Below are 14,981 nucleotides of genomic sequence, written 5' to 3'. Positions count from 1 at the left end.
GTCACTCCGGTTCGGTGGCGAGGGCGGTCACGTGCTCGGTGAGGGTGGTCCATTCGCGCTCCCACGCGTCGGCGGCGACGACCGGCCGGGCGACCCGCAGCATCCGCCGCACCGCCGCCTCGTCCAGGGCGGCGATCCGCTCGGCGAGGGCGTCGACGTGCCGTTCGAGGTCCGCGGCGGGGACCGACTCGCTGACCAGGCCCCGGCGGGCGGCGTCCTCGCCGGTCCAGGTCTCGCCCGCGATGAGCAGCCGCCGGGCGGCCGCCGGCCCGACGGCGAGCGGCAGCAGCACGCTGGAGCCCCAGCCGGGGACCTGGCCGACGGCGATGTGCCGGTCACCGATCCGGGCGGTGTCCGCGGCGACGGCGACGTCGCAGGCGAGCAGCAGTTCGAGGCCGCCGCCAAACGCGGCACCGTTGACGGCGGCGATCGTCGGTACACCGGCGGCCATGACCGCACGGACCAGTCTCCGGCCCCGGTCCAGGAACTTCCGCAGCGCGGTCAGGTCACGCAGCAGCGCCGTGGCCTCGGTGAGGTCGGCGCCGGCGCAGAAGCTGCGGCCGGTGCCGGTGAGCACGAGGACGCGGATGCCGGGTTCGTCGGCCGCGGCGAGCCACTCCTCCAGGCCGGCCATGACCGCGGAGCTGCACGCGTTGCCGGCGCCGGGCCGGTCGATCCGCGCCCACAACGCCGGCCCCCGCCGGGTCACCACCACCGGCCCGGTCATGTGACGCTCACGCAGAGCTTGCCGAAGGCGGCGCCGGACAGCATCCGCGTCGCTTGGGTGGCGACGTCGGCGAGGTCGACGGTGCTGTCGACGACCGGCCGGAGCCGGTGCTCGGCGACGAGGTCGAGCAGCGCCCGGAACTCCGCCAGGGACCCGGTCGTCGACCCGTGGACGGTGATCTCCCGGGCGAACAGCCGGGTCAGGTCGAGGCTCGCGGTGAAACCGCTGGTGCCGCCGCAGACCACGATCGTCCCGCCGACGCGGGTGGAGCGGGTCGAGTGCTCGAACGTCGCGGCGCCGACGGTCTCGACGACCACGTCGGCGGGCTCCGGGATCCGAGCGCCGGTGTCGAACGCCGCGGCGGCGCCGAGCTCGAGGGCCCGTTCCCGCTTCCGCTCGGACCGGGAGGTGACCACGACGGTGGCGCCGGCCGCGACGGCCAGGCTGACCGCGGCTGTCGCCACGCCGCCGCCGGCGCCCTGCACCAGCACCACCTGCCCGGGGGCGAGGGCGGCCTTGGTGAACAGCATCCGGTACGCGGTCAGCCACGCCGTCGGCAGGCTCGCCGCCTCCGCCCAGTCCAGGTGCGCCGGGCGGGGCAGGACGTGCGCGGCGGGGACGGCGATGTGCTCGGCGAGCACGCCGTGACCGGCGTCGGGCAGCAGGGTCGCGTGCGCGACGGCCCGCCCGCCGTTCCCACCGTTCGCGGGCAGCACCGGGTAGACGACGACGTCCTGTCCGCCGGCCACCCCGGCGGCGTCGCTGCCGAGCACGTGCGGGCCGGTGCCCGGGTGCCGGGTGGCACCGCGCAGCGTCCACAGGTCGTGCATGTTGAGCGCGCCGGCCCGCACGTCGACGCGGACCCAGCCGTCGGGGACCGCGGGGGTGTCGAGGTCGCCGACCCGGATCGCGGCGACCGGGTCGGCCGGGGACGGCTCGGTGACGTAGGCGGCCCTCACGCGGACCCGGCCCGCTCGGTGGGACCGTTCCAGAACGTCACGTCGGCGAGGTCGGCGCGGGCGGCGGGCCGGAAGTCGAGGCCCTTGGTGTAGGCGACCGGCAGCAGCGTGATCGGCCGCCAGTCGTCGGGCAGGCCGAGCACCTCCCGCACCTGCGTCGCCTTGTGCGCCAGCGCGGTCGCCATCACCGACCCCAGGCCGCGGGAGCGCAGCGCCAGCTGGAACGACCAGGCGAACGGGAAGATCGAGCCGTAGTAGCCGGACGCGGTGCCGCCGACCGGGCGCTGCGGGACCGGTTTGGTGCTGCACAGCACGACCAGGACCGGCACCTCCTCGAGGTGGTCCACCAGGTACTTGACCGCGGTCAGGATCCGCGCCTGCCGGGCCTGCGACGCCGGGTCGGGCCGCACCGACGGCGACAGCCGGGTGGTCGTCGCCGCCTCACCGCCCGCGAGGGGCCCCTCGACGGTCTGGTGCCACACCTCGGTGTACAGCGCGCCGATGCGGCGTTTCAGCGCCGGGTCGTCGACCGCGACGACGCGCCAGTCCTCCAGGTTGGAGCCCATCGGCGCCTGCTGGGCCAGCCGCAGGCAGTGCTCGACGACGGCACGGTCGACGGGCCGGGTGAAGTCCATGCGGTGCCGCACCGCGCGGGTGGTGGTCAGGACCTCGTCGATGTCGGTGATCACGGCGGGGACGGTCATGCGGTGTCCTCTCCCGTCAGGCGGTCGACGGGCTTGTCCTCGTAGGGCAGCGGGTCGCCCCACCGGTCGAGGAAGGCGACGTCGCTGACGGGCTTGCGGGCGGCGACCTTGAAGTCGGTGCCCTGGGTGTACGCGATCGGGAGCATGGTGATCTGCAGGGCGTCGTCGGGGATGCCGAGCAGCGCGGCCGCGGCGGCGGCGTGGTGCAGGTGCAGGGTGGTGATGACGGTGCCGAGCCCGCGGGCCCGCAGCGCGAGGTTGAACTGCCAGATCGCCGGATACAGCGACCCGTACACGGCCGAGTGCGTGCCGGGGCCGCCCTTGGCCGGGTTGGGCCGGGTCGCGCACGGGATGACCAGGAACGGCGCCCGGCCGATGTGGTGCGCGAGGTGCTCGGCGCCGCCGAGGATCCGCGCGGTCCGGGCGCTGACGGCGCCGTGCTCGTCGACCCCGCCGAGACGGCCCCGCACGATCCGGCTCTCGGCGCCCTCGGCACTGTGCAGCGGCTTGTGCACGTATTCCAGGTAGGCGTCCAGGTACAGGCGGGCCAGTTCGGCCTTGCGGTCCGGGTCGCCGACGACGACCCAGCGCCAGTCCTCGGCGGCACCGCCGGTCGGGGCCTGCACCGCCAGCTGGAGGCACTCGCCGATCACGTCGACGGGCACCGGCCGGTCGTAGTCCAGCCGCAGCCGCACCGACCGGGTGGTGGTGAGGACGTGGTTGAGGTCGGTGAAGGGAAGCCCGGTCATGCTCCGACCTCCGCGTCGTAGCCCATGAGGTCGGCGATGTGCAGGGTGTCGCAGTACTCCCGGACCTGCGTGATCCCGTCCGGGGCGGTGTCCACGACCCACAGGTAGCGGTTCTGGTACCGGCGCTCGCCGCCCAGGGTCGCGTCGCCGCTGGCCTCGATCGCGACGAGGGTGTCGTCGGCGACCCACCGGTGCGGGGTGACGGTGACGGCCGCGGAGGCGTAGGCACCGGACGCGATCCTGGCGCGCATCGCGGTGAGCTTGTCGGCGATGGCGACGGTGCCGTGGAAGGGACCGTTGGCGGTGATGTCGCCGGTACGGTGCAGCCGCCCGCGCCCACGGTCCCGGCCGGAGTCGGTCCACCAGGTGGCGCCGGCGCCGAACAGCGCCGCGAAGGCGTCGACGTCGCCTCGCGCGAGCGCCGGCCACAGCGCGAGCGCGAGTTCCTCCGCCCGGCTCCCCGGCCGCTGCCCGCCGGGCCCGGGCACGTGCTCCACGGCGGTGCGGGGCACCGGGGCGCCGGCGCCGACGACGTGCTGGGCGTGGATGGTGTCGAGGTATTCGCGCACCGACACGATCGCCCCGGCCGCGTCGACGTCGAACACGAACGCGTACCGGTTGGCGTATTCGAGGCCCGAGGCGTGCAGGCCGTGGCCTTCGACCTCGATGACGCACACGTCGGTCCCGGCGATCACCCGGCGCGGGATCTGCCGGCAGCCGGTCGGGAACGCCTTCGGGCCGAGCGACCGCATCAGCGCGAGCTTGTCGTCCATGCGCATCAGCCCGTGCAACGGGAACCGGCCACTGCCGCCCGGCGACACCGCCGGGTCGCCGCCGCGGCGGTCCGGTCCGGTGTCGACCCACCAGGTCGCGCCGGGCGCGCACAGCCGGGCGAGGCCGCCGAGGCTGCCCCGGTCCAGCGCGGTGACGAAGTCCATGCCTGCCCGAACCGCCCGCGTCATGGACCCTCCAATCATTCCGACTGGAAGGTATCTATCACACCGGGAGCGGCCCCCTCAAGGGTTCGCCCTGCACATCAGGCGTACAGGCCCTCCAGGACCATGGCGCTGAACTGGCGCGCCACCTCGTCCACGCTCAGCGGGCCGCTCAGGTTGAGCCACTGGTACGCCCACGCGCACATGCCGACCAGACCGAACGTGGCGATCCGGGCGTCGACGTCCGCGCGGAACACACCCCGCGTGACGCCGTCCTGCACCATCCCGGCGAAGGCCGCCTCGACCAGATCCCGCTTGCGGGTCACCTCCGCGAACAGCTCCCCGGTCAGGTACCGCCGCTCCTGGTAGAAGATCGTCACGTGCGCCCGGTACTCGGCCACGCTGGTCAGGCTGAACCGGATCAGCTCGCGCACCCGCACCGCCGGGTCGTCGCTGCCGGCCTCGATCTGCTGGATCGCGGTGAGCTGGGCCTCCAGGTACTCCTCCTGGATGTGCCGCAGCAGGTCGTCCTTGCTCTCGAAGTGGTGGTAGAACGCACCCTTCGTCAGCTGCGCCTGGTCCGCGATCTCCTGCACCGACGTGCGGTCGAAGCCGCGCTTCTCGAACAGGTCCAGCGCGCTCGTGATCAGCGACTTGCGGGTGTTCTCCGGGTCGTACCCGTCCGGCCACCGCTGCCGGCGGCGGGTCGACTCCGGCCGGGCGGACGTCGCACGAGCCATTTACGGCCTCCTGTATCGCTGCGGAGCCCAGAGCCTACCGTCCGGTCGGAAGGTTTGCTGCTGGACCCCTCAAACTTTCGTGCGCACAGGGTACGGCGCAAAGTGCCAGCTTGCGCACCGCCTTGTGCTGTCACCCTCATACAGCCTAAAACGCGACGCTCAGAACGGCGGCCCATCGACCGGTCCCACCGAAGTCAGCCCGGCCGGCCTGGGCACGGGCCGGGTGCAGCACCGCCACGGCGTCCTGCACCCGGCCGAGGTCGAGCAGGTAGCCGGCAAGCCCCCCTCCCCGGCCGGAACCGTGGCGTCCGAGCACGTCGACCGCCTCTTGCGTGCGTCCGGCGCCGGCGAGCAGCCCGGCGACGGTCTCGGCCGCGTAGCCGGTGTCACCCTCGGGATGCCCGCTCGCCAGTTCGAGGGCCTCGTCGAGACGGCCACAGCCCGCCATCAGCTCCAGCCGGAGCATGAAGTACTCCCAGTCGTCGTCGCCGAGGGCGTCCAGAAACACCAAAGCGTCCCCGGCCCGCCCGTGGCCCGCGTAATGCTCGCACAGCGTGACGACGCTCCAGTCCTCCCGATACGTGGAAGCGAGCTCCAGCAGTACCTCCGTCGCCTCGTCGGGGCGGCCTCGCCGGCCCTCCCGTGCCGGGTCAGCAGGCCGCCGTGGAAGTGCAGCGCGTGCCGGTGCCCGGCCGCCACGAACGGCCGGACCAGGTCGATCGCCTCGCCGACCCGGCCCTGCGCCTCCAGCAGCTCCGCCATGGCCCTCGCCGCCGTCCACCAGCCCGTCGCCACGAACGGGGCGAGCAGCGCCGCCGCCTGCTCCGGGCGCCTGCGGGCCAGCTCCAGCGCGCAGAACCACTTCCCGCGGCCCGCCTGCAGCTCCACCTCGTCGGTATGGCCGAGCTCGATCAGGCGCATGACCACGTCCGGCGGGATACAGCCGGACTGCGTGCGGGCGCGGTAGTCAAGATCCTCCGCATCCACGGCGGACACTGTAGTTCGGCTGGTCAGAACGGAGGCTCGTCGGTCCGGGCGTCCGGCTCCGGCCACGTCGGTTGCGGCACGGGCGCCTGCATCAGTGCCACGGCCTCCTTGACCCGGCCGAGCTCGATGAGCAGCGTCGCCCGGTCGCGGACGAGGTCCGGCGCGTCCCGTTCCAGCACGGCGAGGGCCTCCTCCGTGCGGCCCGCGTCGGCCAGGATGGCGGCGACTGTCATCACCGCGAACCACGGCTCCCCCTCGGGAGCGTCGGTCCGCGCCAGGTCGACCGCCTCGTCGAGCAGGCCGCACCTGGCCATCAGGCGCAGCCGCAGCCCGAAGTACTGCCAATCCTCGCCGCCCACGCGGGTCTTGAGCCGGTCCAGGTGGGCGAGCGCCTCGTCCGGGCGGCCCCGGTCCGTGTAGTACTTGCACACCGCATAGACGACGACGTCCTCGGCGCCGCCGGGGCCGTCCGCGAGCGCGTGCAGCACCTCGAGCGCCTCGTCGTCCCTGCCGTGCCGGAGCAGCAGCTCCGCCAGCGACAGCCGGACGTAACAACCCGGCCCCTCCAGCGACTGCCGGTACACGTCGACCGCGCCGTCCACATCGCCGCGCTCCTCCAGTAACGCCGCGAGCCGGTCCGTGGCGTGGCCCAGGACCTCGGTGGCCGCGTACGCCCGCAGCTCCTCGACCCGGTCGTGGCGGGCGAGCAGGTCGGCCAGCACGCCCGGCGTGACGTCCGGGGTGTGCAGCAGGGCGACCGCCTCGTCGACGCGGCCCTGCCGTTCCCGGATCGCGGCGAGCAGCTCCACCGCATTGTCGGGTTCCACCCGCGGGCAGCCCCACTCCGAACGGCCAGGCGTCTCGAGGCGGGCGGTCAGCAGGACGGCCGCCTCCTCGTCCCGGCCCACCACCTCGGCGACGTCGACGAGCGCCTCGGCTGCGACCCGGCCCGCGATGTGCGGCACCAGCAGGTCGAACGCCTCCTCGCCGCGGCCGTGCCGGGCGAGGAGACGGGCGACGAACGACAGTCCGACGCCGGACGCGTACGGCCGGGTCAGCGCGATCGCCTCGTCGGCCCGTCCCCAGCCGTCGAGGAGCCCCGCGACGGTCTCCACGGCGACCCACCAGCCCGTGGCCACGAACGGGGCAAGGACCGCGAGGGCCTCCTCCTGCCGGTCCTGCCCCGCGAGGTCCCGTGCCAGGTGCAGCGCGCAGAACCACTCGCCGCGCCCCGCCTGCAGCTCCACCTCTCCGGTGTGACCGAGCTCCACCAGACGGGCGACCAGCTCCGGCGGAATGCAGCCGACCCGCATCCGGGTGCGGTAGTCGAGATCCACGGCGGACACCCTATGACGGCGCGCACGTCGCGTAAGGCATCCTAGGATACTGGGTCAGGAGACCGACAGGGAGTGGATGGCGCCGGCCCGGGTGCCGAAGTACATGGCGCCCTTCCAGACCGCGGGGGTCGACTCGATGCAGCCGCCGATCTTCAGCTCCCACAGCAGCTTCGGCTGGGCGTTGGTGTCCTTGACGTCGTAGGCGTGCATGACGCCGGAGCAGTCGCCGATGAACAGGGTGTCGTCGACGACGACCGGGGACTGCCAGGTCTCGTTGCCGGGGACGTGGAACTTCCACCGCACGGCGCCGGTGGCGCGGTCCAGGCCCATGACGTCGCCGCCGGTCGTGTCGAAGATGGCGATGTCCTTGAACAGCGCCGGCGTGCCCCAGATGCCGGCGGGCTTGCTGCCCTGGTCCTTGACCGACCAGACGACGGGATTGTCGGGCTTCGACGGGTCGAGCTTCAGCATCTGCCCGACCTGCTTGGAGCGGGCGTTGCCCTTCTCGTACTCCGAGCCGACGTACAGGAAACCGTCCTCGTCGATGACGATCGAGGCGTCGGTGTCGTCACCGGTCCAGAACCGGAACACCCGGGTCGGGGTCTTGCCGGCCTTCAGGCCGCTGATGTCCCAGCCCTGCACGAGCCCGCCCGAGTTCGCGAAGTACACGACGTCCTTGTAGATCGCGACGGAGTTCTCGATGGAGACGTTGGTGTCGCCGAAGTCCTTGAGCAGCTGCTGGTCCCAGCCGGGGGTGTTGAACACCAGCTTCGGGTCGACGGTCACCTTGCCGTTGGCGTCGTAGCCGCGGTTGAGCTTCACGATGTGGAACTGGCTGTTCTCGCCGCCCTCGAACAGGTAGTCGTCGATGATCAGGCCGGAGCCGTCCCAGTCGTCGTTCCACATCGTCGGCTTCACCGCGTTCGCCGACAGTTTCCACAGCTCGGTCGGCTTGCCCCGGTCCAGGGCGATGACCCGGTAGTAGTTGTCGCGGGAGCCGGAGTACAGCAGCGGGAAGCCGTCGGGGTCCATGGTGACGGTGCCCTTGATGATGTCGCCGGTCTGGAAGTCCGGGATGATCCGCTCGCCGGTGGCGGCGTCCAGGAAGTGGATGGCGCCGTCGTACGCGCCGAACACCACCCACGTCCGGCCGTCCTTCTCGAACACGGCGGGCTGGCCGGTCCAGCCGTTGCCGCACCACTGCGTCGTCTTGCCCTTGTCCTCCGACATGCGGCAGAGCCCGCCGGTCTTCGGGAACTGCCACTTGCGCACCGGCATCTCCCGCGGCACCGGGCCCTGCCCGTAGTAGGTGCGGGTCGGGTTGCCGCGGAACGTCAGCAGGCCCTGCACCTTCGTCCCGTACGGCTTGCCGACCATCGCGGGGTCCGACCAGCCGGTGAACGCCGGTTTCGCCGGTGACGGGGACGCCGGCTCGGCGGGCGCGCCGGTCGCGGTCACGTCCGGGGTCTCGGAGGCGGTGTCGCGCAGCGCGTACGCGGCGGTGGCTACCCCACCGACGACCAGGGCCAGGGCAGCAGCGATGGAGAGGCGGAAGGCCGCCGTACGTGACATTGCGCCAGTATGTCGATCGACCGCCACCCGCGGCTCCCCCGAACGGCGCTATGGGATCCGTGCCACCGGCCTCACCCCGCGCGGCACCCCATTACGGTTTTTCGAAATGCTGGTAATCCACGCCGGTTTTCCAGGCGCCTCCCCAGGCGAACCCCTCCGCCTTGAACGCGGTCACGACCACGTCACCGGCCACGATCATGCCGGGTCTGACATTACGCCGGTCCAGGTAGTCCTTGCCGGCGTACGGCATGATCTGCTTCCCCGGCAGGTACGGGTTCTCCACCGTGTTGACGTCGATCGCGCGGCCGTACGCGTGGTTGGACCAGTGCGTGGTGTTCGGGACGTTGCGGCAGTTGAACGCCGACGTGTTGTCCGCGGCCATGGAGGCGTCGTCGCTGCCGCCGTACGCCTCGATCGTCTGCATGCTGCGGATCGGGAACCGCGCCGCGTAGAGCCGGCCGAAGACCCGCACGACCGCGTCGGCGATGGCGCGGTGCACGACCAGCTCACCGACCCTGGCGGTGCCGTCGAAGCCGACGTAGGACAGCCGCAGCAGCCGCAGGTCGTCGAGGCCGACGGGGCAGCCGGGCCGCCACGACACGCCGGTCATCCGCTGCCGCGCCTCGGCGGACAGCACCTCGACCGTGCCGACGAAGGCGGGTGTACCGGCGGCGCTCGGCGATGCGGCGCTCGGCGACGCGGTCGACGAGCTCGCCGCGACGGCCCGTGACGGCGGCGACCCACTCGCGGCGGTGCCCCCGGAGCCGCCCCCGCAACCCGCGAGCACGGGCAGGACCAGCGCCGACGCCAGCGCCAACTTCACGACGGCGGCGACCGGGCGGGTGCGGGAACGGTTGCGCATGCAGCCGATACTATGTGTCGTGCCGGTTGACCAGCGCAGACGACGCGCCCCGCAGGTCCTGCTCACGCTCGCCACGCTGGTGCTGGTGCTCACGGCGTGTGGGAAGCCCTCCCGGTCCGCGCAGCCGGAGTCGAGCCCGTCCGCGTCGGAGGCCGCGGCGCCGCCCCTGGAGGCCGAGACGGCATCGGTGGCGGCGTCACCGTCGGTGCCGGTGTCACCGTCCGCGTCGGCCTCGGCGTCGAAGAAGCCGTCGCCGTCGAAGACCGCCGCGGCGGCGGTCGCGGCCAACGACGCGTCGCGGCTCAGGACGCTGCCGTCCGGCACGACGCAGGTCGTGATCGTGCAGGCGGCGAGCGCGTCCGCGACCACGGCGAGCCTGCAGGCCTACGCGAAGACCGGCGGGGCGTGGCAGCCGGCGCTGCCGGCGATGACCGCGAAGATCGGCGCCAACGGGTTCAGCGGCGCCAAGCACGAGGGCGACAAGACGACCCCGACCGGCGTGTTCGGCTTCGACGGCACCATGTACGGCATCTCCGCCAACCCCGGCGTGAAGTACACCTACCACCGGGTGGTGCAGGACGACTGGTGGGACGAGAACAGCGACTCCCCCGGCTACAACACGTTCCACCACGGGGCGAACCCCGGCGGGCCGAGCGAGCCGCTGTGGCAGATCAGCCCGCAGTACAACCACTTCGCGGTGATCCGCTACAACATGCCGGCGACGCCGGGCCGCGGGTCCGGCATCTTCCTGCACGTCACCAACGGCAACCCGACGCTCGGCTGCGTCGCGCTGCCCACCGGTGACCTGGTGGCGCTGCTGCGGTGGCTGAACCCGGCGGCGAACCCGCGGATCGTGCTGTCGCCGACCGGCCAGCTGTCGCGGTACTGAACCGGTCAGCTCACGTGGGTGGCGCCGCAGCCGGGGCAGGTGAACAGATGCACGTCGGTGGTGAGGCGCAGGCCCGTCGGGCGCTGGTGCGCGTCGCCGTCGGGGGCGGACCAGTCCAGGTCCTGCTCCTCGATGGGGATCCAGTGGAACGACGCGTCGTCGTACTCGTGATCGGAGATGACCAGGAGCAGGTCGCTGGGCATGCCGCAGTGCGGGCACGGGAACTCGCCGGCACGGCGCGGGTAGCCGCCGACCTTCCAGCCGGGCGCGACGAACCCGGCCGCGACACCCGGCGGCATGCGGTCGCGGACGGCCGGCGGCAGCGCGTCGGCGCACGGGTAGTCGGTGACCTGTTCCGGGTGCAGCAGGCACGGCGTCGGCAGCCAGCCGGCGTGCTGGACGTCGCCCAGCGGCGGGTCGGTCAGCAGGTCCGTCGGCAGGTCGGCGGCGCGCCGGTGGCGGATCTGCACGGCGGGGCCGGCGGTGTCGCGCAGGTGCTCGACGGGGCACCACAGGACCTGCAGGACGTCGAAGGTGTCGCCGTGCGGGTCGGTGCGGGGCAGGTCGGGGACGTCCGACGCCCACAGCTGGGCGAGCGGGACCAGCGGGTTCGGCCTGGCGTGCGGGCGGCCGTCGCGCAGCTCGTGCGTGCACAGCGGCCACGGCTCGTCCGCCGGCCACGCCAGGGGCCCGCCGACGTGGCTGTCCCCCGCCCTGGGCGGGTGGACGGCGGCATCGGGCACCCGGGCGGCGTGCGGCGCGCCGGCGTCGGCCACGCCGAAGGGGGCGCCGGCCGCGCGGGAAGCGGCGCCGGGTCCGGCGGAGGCACCGGGCCCGCCGGAAGTGGCGCGGCGCGGGTGCAGGCGGGTCGCGGTCCGGCCGAGCGCGGTCAGCTCCGGGAACTCGGCAAGGATCTCCGGCGCGAACGGCGGAGTGATCATGATCTCGAGGATAGCCACGGCGAATGGAGCGAAGCGGAAACAACGCTCAGGTTTCACGTTCTACGCAACCAGTTGGCAACCGAATCCGGCGATGATCATGTCGGCGGGAGCGGTTGCGTCGGCGTTGCGCAATTGTTACCGCCAACAACATTTTCGAAATCGCGGTGGACTTGTGCCCACCGGCCGCGGAGGAATACGTTGCCGGACACAACAATCACCGTCGTCCCGAAGACACCCCGACGGTGCCCCCGCCCCCGAAACCCCCCAGCGCCCTGAGGCGCATATCCGAAAGGACCCGTGCAATGCGCAGAGGGATCCTCTCCCTGTTGGCGGTTGGCGTCCTCGCCACCGGCGGTCTCACCGCCTGCGGCGACGACAAGGCCGCCGATCCCGGCAGCGGCGGCAACGCCAAGAAGCCGAAGATCGGCGTGATCCTGCCTGACAGCAAGTCCTCGGCCCGCTGGGAGACCGCGGACCGCAAATACCTCGAGGCGGCGTTCAAGACCGCCGGCGTCGACTACGACATCCAGAACGCGCAGAACGACAAGGCCGCGTTCCAGACCATCGCCGAGCAGATGATCACGGGCGGCGTCAACGTCCTCATGATCGTCAACCTGGACTCCGGCACCGGCAAGGCCGTGCTGGACAAGGCCAAGGCCGCCGGCGTCGCCACCATCGACTACGACCGGCTCACGCTGGGCGGCTCGGCGGCGTACTACGTCAGCTTCGACAACGTCGCGGTCGGCAAGCTGCAGGGTGAGGGCCTCGTCAAGTGCCTCACCGACGCGAAGGCCACCAAGCCGGTCATCGCCGAGCTCAACGGCTCCCAGACCGACAACAACGCGACCCTGTTCAAGCAGGGCTACGACGGCGTGCTCAAGGCCAAGTACGACAGCAACGAGTACGTCAAGGGCCCGGACCAGTGGGTCGCGGAGTGGGACAACACCACCGCCGGCACGGTCTTCGAGCAGATGCTGACCTCGACGCCGAACATCGCGGGCGTCCTGGCCGCCAACGACGGCCTCGGCAACGCCGCGATCAACATCCTCAAGAAGCAGAAGCTCAACGGCAAGGTCCCGGTGACCGGCCAGGACGCGACCGTCCAGGGCCTGCAGAACATCCTCAACGGTGACCAGTGCATGACCGTCTACAAGGCCGTCAAGCAGGAGGCCGACGCCGCCGCCAAGCTCGCCATCGGCCTGGCCAAGGGCGAGAAGGGCGCCACCTCGCAGAAGGTGACCGACCCCGAGGGCAAGCGTGAGGTCGACGCCGTCCTGCTGACCCCGAAGTCGATCACGAAGGACAACGTGAAGGACGTCGTCGACGACGGCTATGTCACGGTCGCCGAGCTGTGCACCGGCGACTTCGCCGCCAAGTGCGCCACGGCGGGCATCAAGTAGCACCCAGCCGACCGGCCCGGTGTCCGCGTTCCCCCCAGCGCGGACACCGGGCCTGCGCGCTGCCATCACCACCGTCGTCGGACATGCAAGAAGGAGCATCGTGACCGACACACCTCTGCTGGAGGTCCGTGGGCTCAACAAGAGCTTCGGACCGGTCCAGGTCCTGCGTGACGTGGACTTCTCCGCGTACGCGGGCCAGGTCACCGCCCTCGTCGGCGACAACGGCGCCGGAAAGTCCACCCTGGTCAAGTGCCTCGGCGGGATCTACTCGATCGACTCGGGCGAGTACCTGTTCGACGGCAAGCCGGTCAGCGTCCACGGGCCGCGCGACGCCGCCGCGCTCGGGGTCGAGATCGTCTACCAGGACCTCGCGCTCTGCGACAACCTCGACATCGTCCAGAACATGTTCCTCGGCCGCGAGATCAAGAGCGGCATCGTCCTGGACGACATCACGATGGAGCAGCGCGCCGCGGAGACCCTCGCGGGGCTGTCGGTGCGCACCGTCAAGTCGGTCCGCCAGCACGTGTCGAGCCTGTCCGGCGGCCAGCGGCAGACGGTCGCGATCGCCAAGGCCGTGCTGTGGAACAACCGCCTCGTCGTGCTCGACGAGCCGACCGCCGCGCTCGGCGTCGCGCAGACCGCCCAGGTCCTGGAGCTGGTGCGGCGCCTCGCCGACAACGGCCTCGCCGTCGTGCTCATCTCGCACAACATGAACGACGTGTTCGCGGTCGCCGACCGCATCGCCGCCCTGTACCTCGGCCAGATGTGTGCCCAGGTGAGCGCGACCGACGTGACCCACTCCCAGGTCGTGGAGCTCATCACCGCAGGTCGCAGCGGCGACCTCGGCCTGCGCAAGAACGGAGCGACGGCATGACCGTGTCCACCGTGCCGCCGGAGGAGAAGTCGACCGACGGCCAGCCGGCGACCCTCGGCCTCTACGTGCGCACGTACCTGGCGAAGGTCCGCGGCGGCGACATGGGCGCGCTGCCCGCCATCCTCGGCCTGATCGCGCTCACGATCATCTTCTCGGTCGCCCGGCCGGTGTTCTTCAGCGCCGCGAACTTCGCCAACCTGCTCTCCCAGGGCGCCGCCGTCACGGTCATCGCCATGGGCCTGGTGTTCGTGCTGCTGCTCGGCGAGATCGACCTGTCCGCGGGCTACGCCAGCGGTGTCTGCGCCGCGGTCCTGGCGACCCTGCTCACCACGCACGGGTTCCCCTGGTACGTGGCGATCCTCGGCGCCGTCGTGACCGGGGTCGCCATCGGCCTCGTCATCGGCCTGCTGGTGTCGAAGATCGGCATCCCGTCGTTCGTGGTGACCCTGGCCGCGTTCCTCGCCTTCCAGGGCGCGGTGCTGCTGCTCATCAAGGGCGGCACGATCATCTCGGTCGACGACCCGACGATCAAGATGATCAACTTTGACGGCCGGTTCACCCCGTTGCAGGGCTGGATCCTGTACGGCGTGACGATCGTCGCCCTGACCGCGCTGCAGCTGTGGAAGCGCACCAGCCGCGCCCGCCGGGGGCTCGCCGTCGAGCCGATGTCGGTGATCGCGCTGCGCGTCGGCTCGATCGCCGCGCTCATGGGCGTCGGCGTCTACGTGCTCAACCTCGAACGCGGCCGCAACATCCTGTTCTCGCAGAAGGGCGTGCCGATGGTCGTCCTGCTCATCGGCATCCTGCTGGTGATCTGGACGTTCGTGCTCAGCCGCACCGCCTACGGCCGGCACCTGTACGCGGTCGGCGGCAACAAGGAGGCGGCCCGCCGGGCCGGCATCAACGTCGACGCGATCCGCATCTCCGTCTTCGTCATCTGCTCCGGCATGGCCGCCGTCGGCGGCATCATCGCCGCGTCCCGGCAGGCGTCCGTCGACCCCAACACCGGCGGCAGCAACGTGCTGCTCTACGCCGTCGGCGCCGCCGTCATCGGCGGCACCAGCCTCTTCGGCGGCAAGGGCCGGGTCCTGGACGCCGTCCTCGGCGGCGCGGTCGTCGCCGTCATCGAGAACGGCATGGGCCTCATGCAGTACAGCGCCGGGCAGAAGTTCATCGTCACCGGTGTCGTGCTGCTCGCCGCCGCCGGCATCGACGCCCTGTCCCGCCGCCGGGCCGCATCAGCCGGGCTGAGATAGCCGCGCCGTCCCGCCGGTCGGAACAGCTGCCAGAACGGCTCTGGTCCGG

Annotated in this window: 16 protein-coding genes; 4 read left to right on the top strand and 12 right to left on the bottom strand. The window is 71.9% G+C overall.

Annotated features, from left to right (window positions below; genetic code table 11):
- Window position 1: 1 nt before the first annotated feature.
- From AB0I21_RS30435 to AB0I21_RS30385, 11 genes are all read right to left on the bottom strand, one after another.
- Entirely contained in the window at window positions 2-727 is a 726-nt protein-coding gene (locus tag AB0I21_RS30435; RefSeq protein WP_360566284.1) for an enoyl-CoA hydratase/isomerase family protein, read from the bottom strand.
- A complete protein-coding gene (locus AB0I21_RS30430; RefSeq protein WP_360566282.1) occupies window positions 724-1,686 on the bottom strand; it encodes a zinc-binding dehydrogenase in 963 nt (320 codons plus the stop codon). The genes AB0I21_RS30435 and AB0I21_RS30430 overlap by 4 nt, the downstream gene beginning before the upstream one ends.
- Window positions 1,683-2,390, bottom strand: a complete 708-nt coding sequence (locus AB0I21_RS30425; protein ID WP_360566280.1) for a nitroreductase family protein — start codon at window positions 2,388-2,390, stop codon at window positions 1,683-1,685. Before AB0I21_RS30425 ends, AB0I21_RS30430 begins: the two co-directional genes overlap by 4 nt.
- Window positions 2,387-3,139: a nitroreductase family protein gene (locus tag AB0I21_RS30420; protein WP_360566278.1), complete on the bottom strand. Its 753-nt coding sequence runs from the start codon at window positions 3,137-3,139 to the stop codon at window positions 2,387-2,389. The genes AB0I21_RS30425 and AB0I21_RS30420 overlap by 4 nt, the downstream gene beginning before the upstream one ends.
- The gene (locus AB0I21_RS30415) at window positions 3,136-4,101 is read right to left on the bottom strand and encodes a hypothetical protein (RefSeq protein ID WP_360566276.1); all 966 of its coding nucleotides are present in this window, start codon (window positions 4,099-4,101) and stop codon (window positions 3,136-3,138) included. The genes AB0I21_RS30420 and AB0I21_RS30415 overlap by 4 nt, the downstream gene beginning before the upstream one ends.
- A gap of 74 nt (window positions 4,102-4,175) precedes the next feature.
- Entirely contained in the window at window positions 4,176-4,814 is a 639-nt protein-coding gene (locus AB0I21_RS30410; RefSeq protein ID WP_344505000.1) for a TetR/AcrR family transcriptional regulator, read from the bottom strand.
- 145 nt (window positions 4,815-4,959) lie between these two features.
- Window positions 4,960-5,280, bottom strand: coding sequence for a hypothetical protein (locus AB0I21_RS30405; RefSeq protein WP_360566274.1), 321 nt, complete (start codon window positions 5,278-5,280; stop codon window positions 4,960-4,962).
- Window positions 5,262-5,801, bottom strand: a complete 540-nt coding sequence (locus AB0I21_RS30400) for a hypothetical protein (RefSeq protein ID WP_360566272.1) — start codon at window positions 5,799-5,801, stop codon at window positions 5,262-5,264. The genes AB0I21_RS30405 and AB0I21_RS30400 overlap by 19 nt, the downstream gene beginning before the upstream one ends.
- Before the next feature lie 23 nt (window positions 5,802-5,824).
- The gene (locus tag AB0I21_RS30395) at window positions 5,825-7,138 is read right to left on the bottom strand and encodes a hypothetical protein (RefSeq protein ID WP_360566270.1); all 1,314 of its coding nucleotides are present in this window, start codon (window positions 7,136-7,138) and stop codon (window positions 5,825-5,827) included.
- Between the two features lie 54 nt (window positions 7,139-7,192).
- Window positions 7,193-8,710, bottom strand: coding sequence for a PQQ-binding-like beta-propeller repeat protein (locus AB0I21_RS30390; RefSeq protein ID WP_360566268.1), 1,518 nt, complete (start codon window positions 8,708-8,710; stop codon window positions 7,193-7,195).
- Window positions 8,711-8,801: 91 nt separating this feature from the next.
- Window positions 8,802-9,572, bottom strand: coding sequence for a M15 family metallopeptidase (locus AB0I21_RS30385; protein ID WP_360566266.1), 771 nt, complete (start codon window positions 9,570-9,572; stop codon window positions 8,802-8,804).
- Window positions 9,573-9,591: 19 nt separating this feature from the next.
- Between AB0I21_RS30385 and AB0I21_RS30380 the strand changes: the two genes are divergently transcribed.
- Window positions 9,592-10,461, top strand: a complete 870-nt coding sequence (locus tag AB0I21_RS30380) for a L,D-transpeptidase family protein (RefSeq protein ID WP_360566265.1) — start codon at window positions 9,592-9,594, stop codon at window positions 10,459-10,461.
- 5 nt (window positions 10,462-10,466) lie between these two features.
- Here the strand turns inward: AB0I21_RS30380 and AB0I21_RS30375 are convergent, their stop codons facing one another.
- Window positions 10,467-11,402 (bottom strand): hypothetical protein, encoded by a 936-nt coding sequence (locus tag AB0I21_RS30375; protein WP_360566263.1) that lies wholly within the window; start codon window positions 11,400-11,402, stop codon window positions 10,467-10,469.
- Window positions 11,403-11,704: 302 nt separating this feature from the next.
- On the opposite strand from AB0I21_RS30375, the gene AB0I21_RS30370 reads away from it, so the two are divergent.
- The 3 genes from AB0I21_RS30370 to AB0I21_RS30360 all read left to right on the top strand — a co-directional run bounded on the left by AB0I21_RS30370 (window position 11,705) and on the right by AB0I21_RS30360 (window position 14,932).
- Window positions 11,705-12,802, top strand: coding sequence for a substrate-binding domain-containing protein (locus AB0I21_RS30370; RefSeq protein WP_360566261.1), 1,098 nt, complete (start codon window positions 11,705-11,707; stop codon window positions 12,800-12,802).
- A 100-nt stretch (window positions 12,803-12,902) separates the two neighbouring features.
- Window positions 12,903-13,676, top strand: a complete 774-nt coding sequence (locus AB0I21_RS30365; RefSeq protein WP_344505009.1) for an ATP-binding cassette domain-containing protein — start codon at window positions 12,903-12,905, stop codon at window positions 13,674-13,676.
- Window positions 13,673-14,932: an ABC transporter permease gene (locus AB0I21_RS30360; RefSeq protein WP_344505010.1), complete on the top strand. Its 1,260-nt coding sequence runs from the start codon at window positions 13,673-13,675 to the stop codon at window positions 14,930-14,932. Before AB0I21_RS30365 ends, AB0I21_RS30360 begins: the two co-directional genes overlap by 4 nt.
- Window positions 14,933-14,981 lie beyond the last annotated feature (49 nt).

Source organism: Dactylosporangium sp. NPDC050588, from assembly GCF_040654975.1.
GTDB lineage: Bacteria > Actinomycetota > Actinomycetes > Mycobacteriales > Micromonosporaceae > Dactylosporangium > Dactylosporangium maewongense.
This window is presented reverse-complemented; position numbering and strand designations above follow the sequence as displayed.

Bases quoted from the DNA above. Each gene is read 5' to 3' on its own strand.
- AB0I21_RS30415 (WP_360566276.1), bottom strand. From the start codon at position 4,101: ATGACGCGGGCGGTTCGGGCAGGCATGGACTTCGTCACCGCGCTGGAC.
- AB0I21_RS30410 (WP_344505000.1), bottom strand. From the start codon at position 4,814: ATGGCTCGTGCGACGTCCGCCCGGCCGGAGTCGACCCGCCGCCGGCAG.
- AB0I21_RS30390 (WP_360566268.1), bottom strand. From the start codon at position 8,710: ATGTCACGTACGGCGGCCTTCCGCCTCTCCATCGCTGCTGCCCTGGCC.
- AB0I21_RS30370 (WP_360566261.1), top strand. From the start codon at position 11,705: ATGCGCAGAGGGATCCTCTCCCTGTTGGCGGTTGGCGTCCTCGCCACC.
- AB0I21_RS30360 (WP_344505010.1), top strand. From the start codon at position 13,673: ATGACCGTGTCCACCGTGCCGCCGGAGGAGAAGTCGACCGACGGCCAG.
- AB0I21_RS30425 (WP_360566280.1), bottom strand. From the start codon at position 2,390: ATGACCGTCCCCGCCGTGATCACCGACATCGACGAGGTCCTGACCACC.
- AB0I21_RS30385 (WP_360566266.1), bottom strand. From the start codon at position 9,572: ATGCGCAACCGTTCCCGCACCCGCCCGGTCGCCGCCGTCGTGAAGTTG.
- AB0I21_RS30435 (WP_360566284.1), bottom strand. From the start codon at position 727: ATGACCGGGCCGGTGGTGGTGACCCGGCGGGGGCCGGCGTTGTGGGCG.
- AB0I21_RS30405 (WP_360566274.1), bottom strand. From the start codon at position 5,280: ATGCTCCGGCTGGAGCTGATGGCGGGCTGTGGCCGTCTCGACGAGGCC.
- AB0I21_RS30420 (WP_360566278.1), bottom strand. From the start codon at position 3,139: ATGACCGGGCTTCCCTTCACCGACCTCAACCACGTCCTCACCACCACC.
- AB0I21_RS30375 (WP_360566263.1), bottom strand. From the start codon at position 11,402: ATGATCACTCCGCCGTTCGCGCCGGAGATCCTTGCCGAGTTCCCGGAG.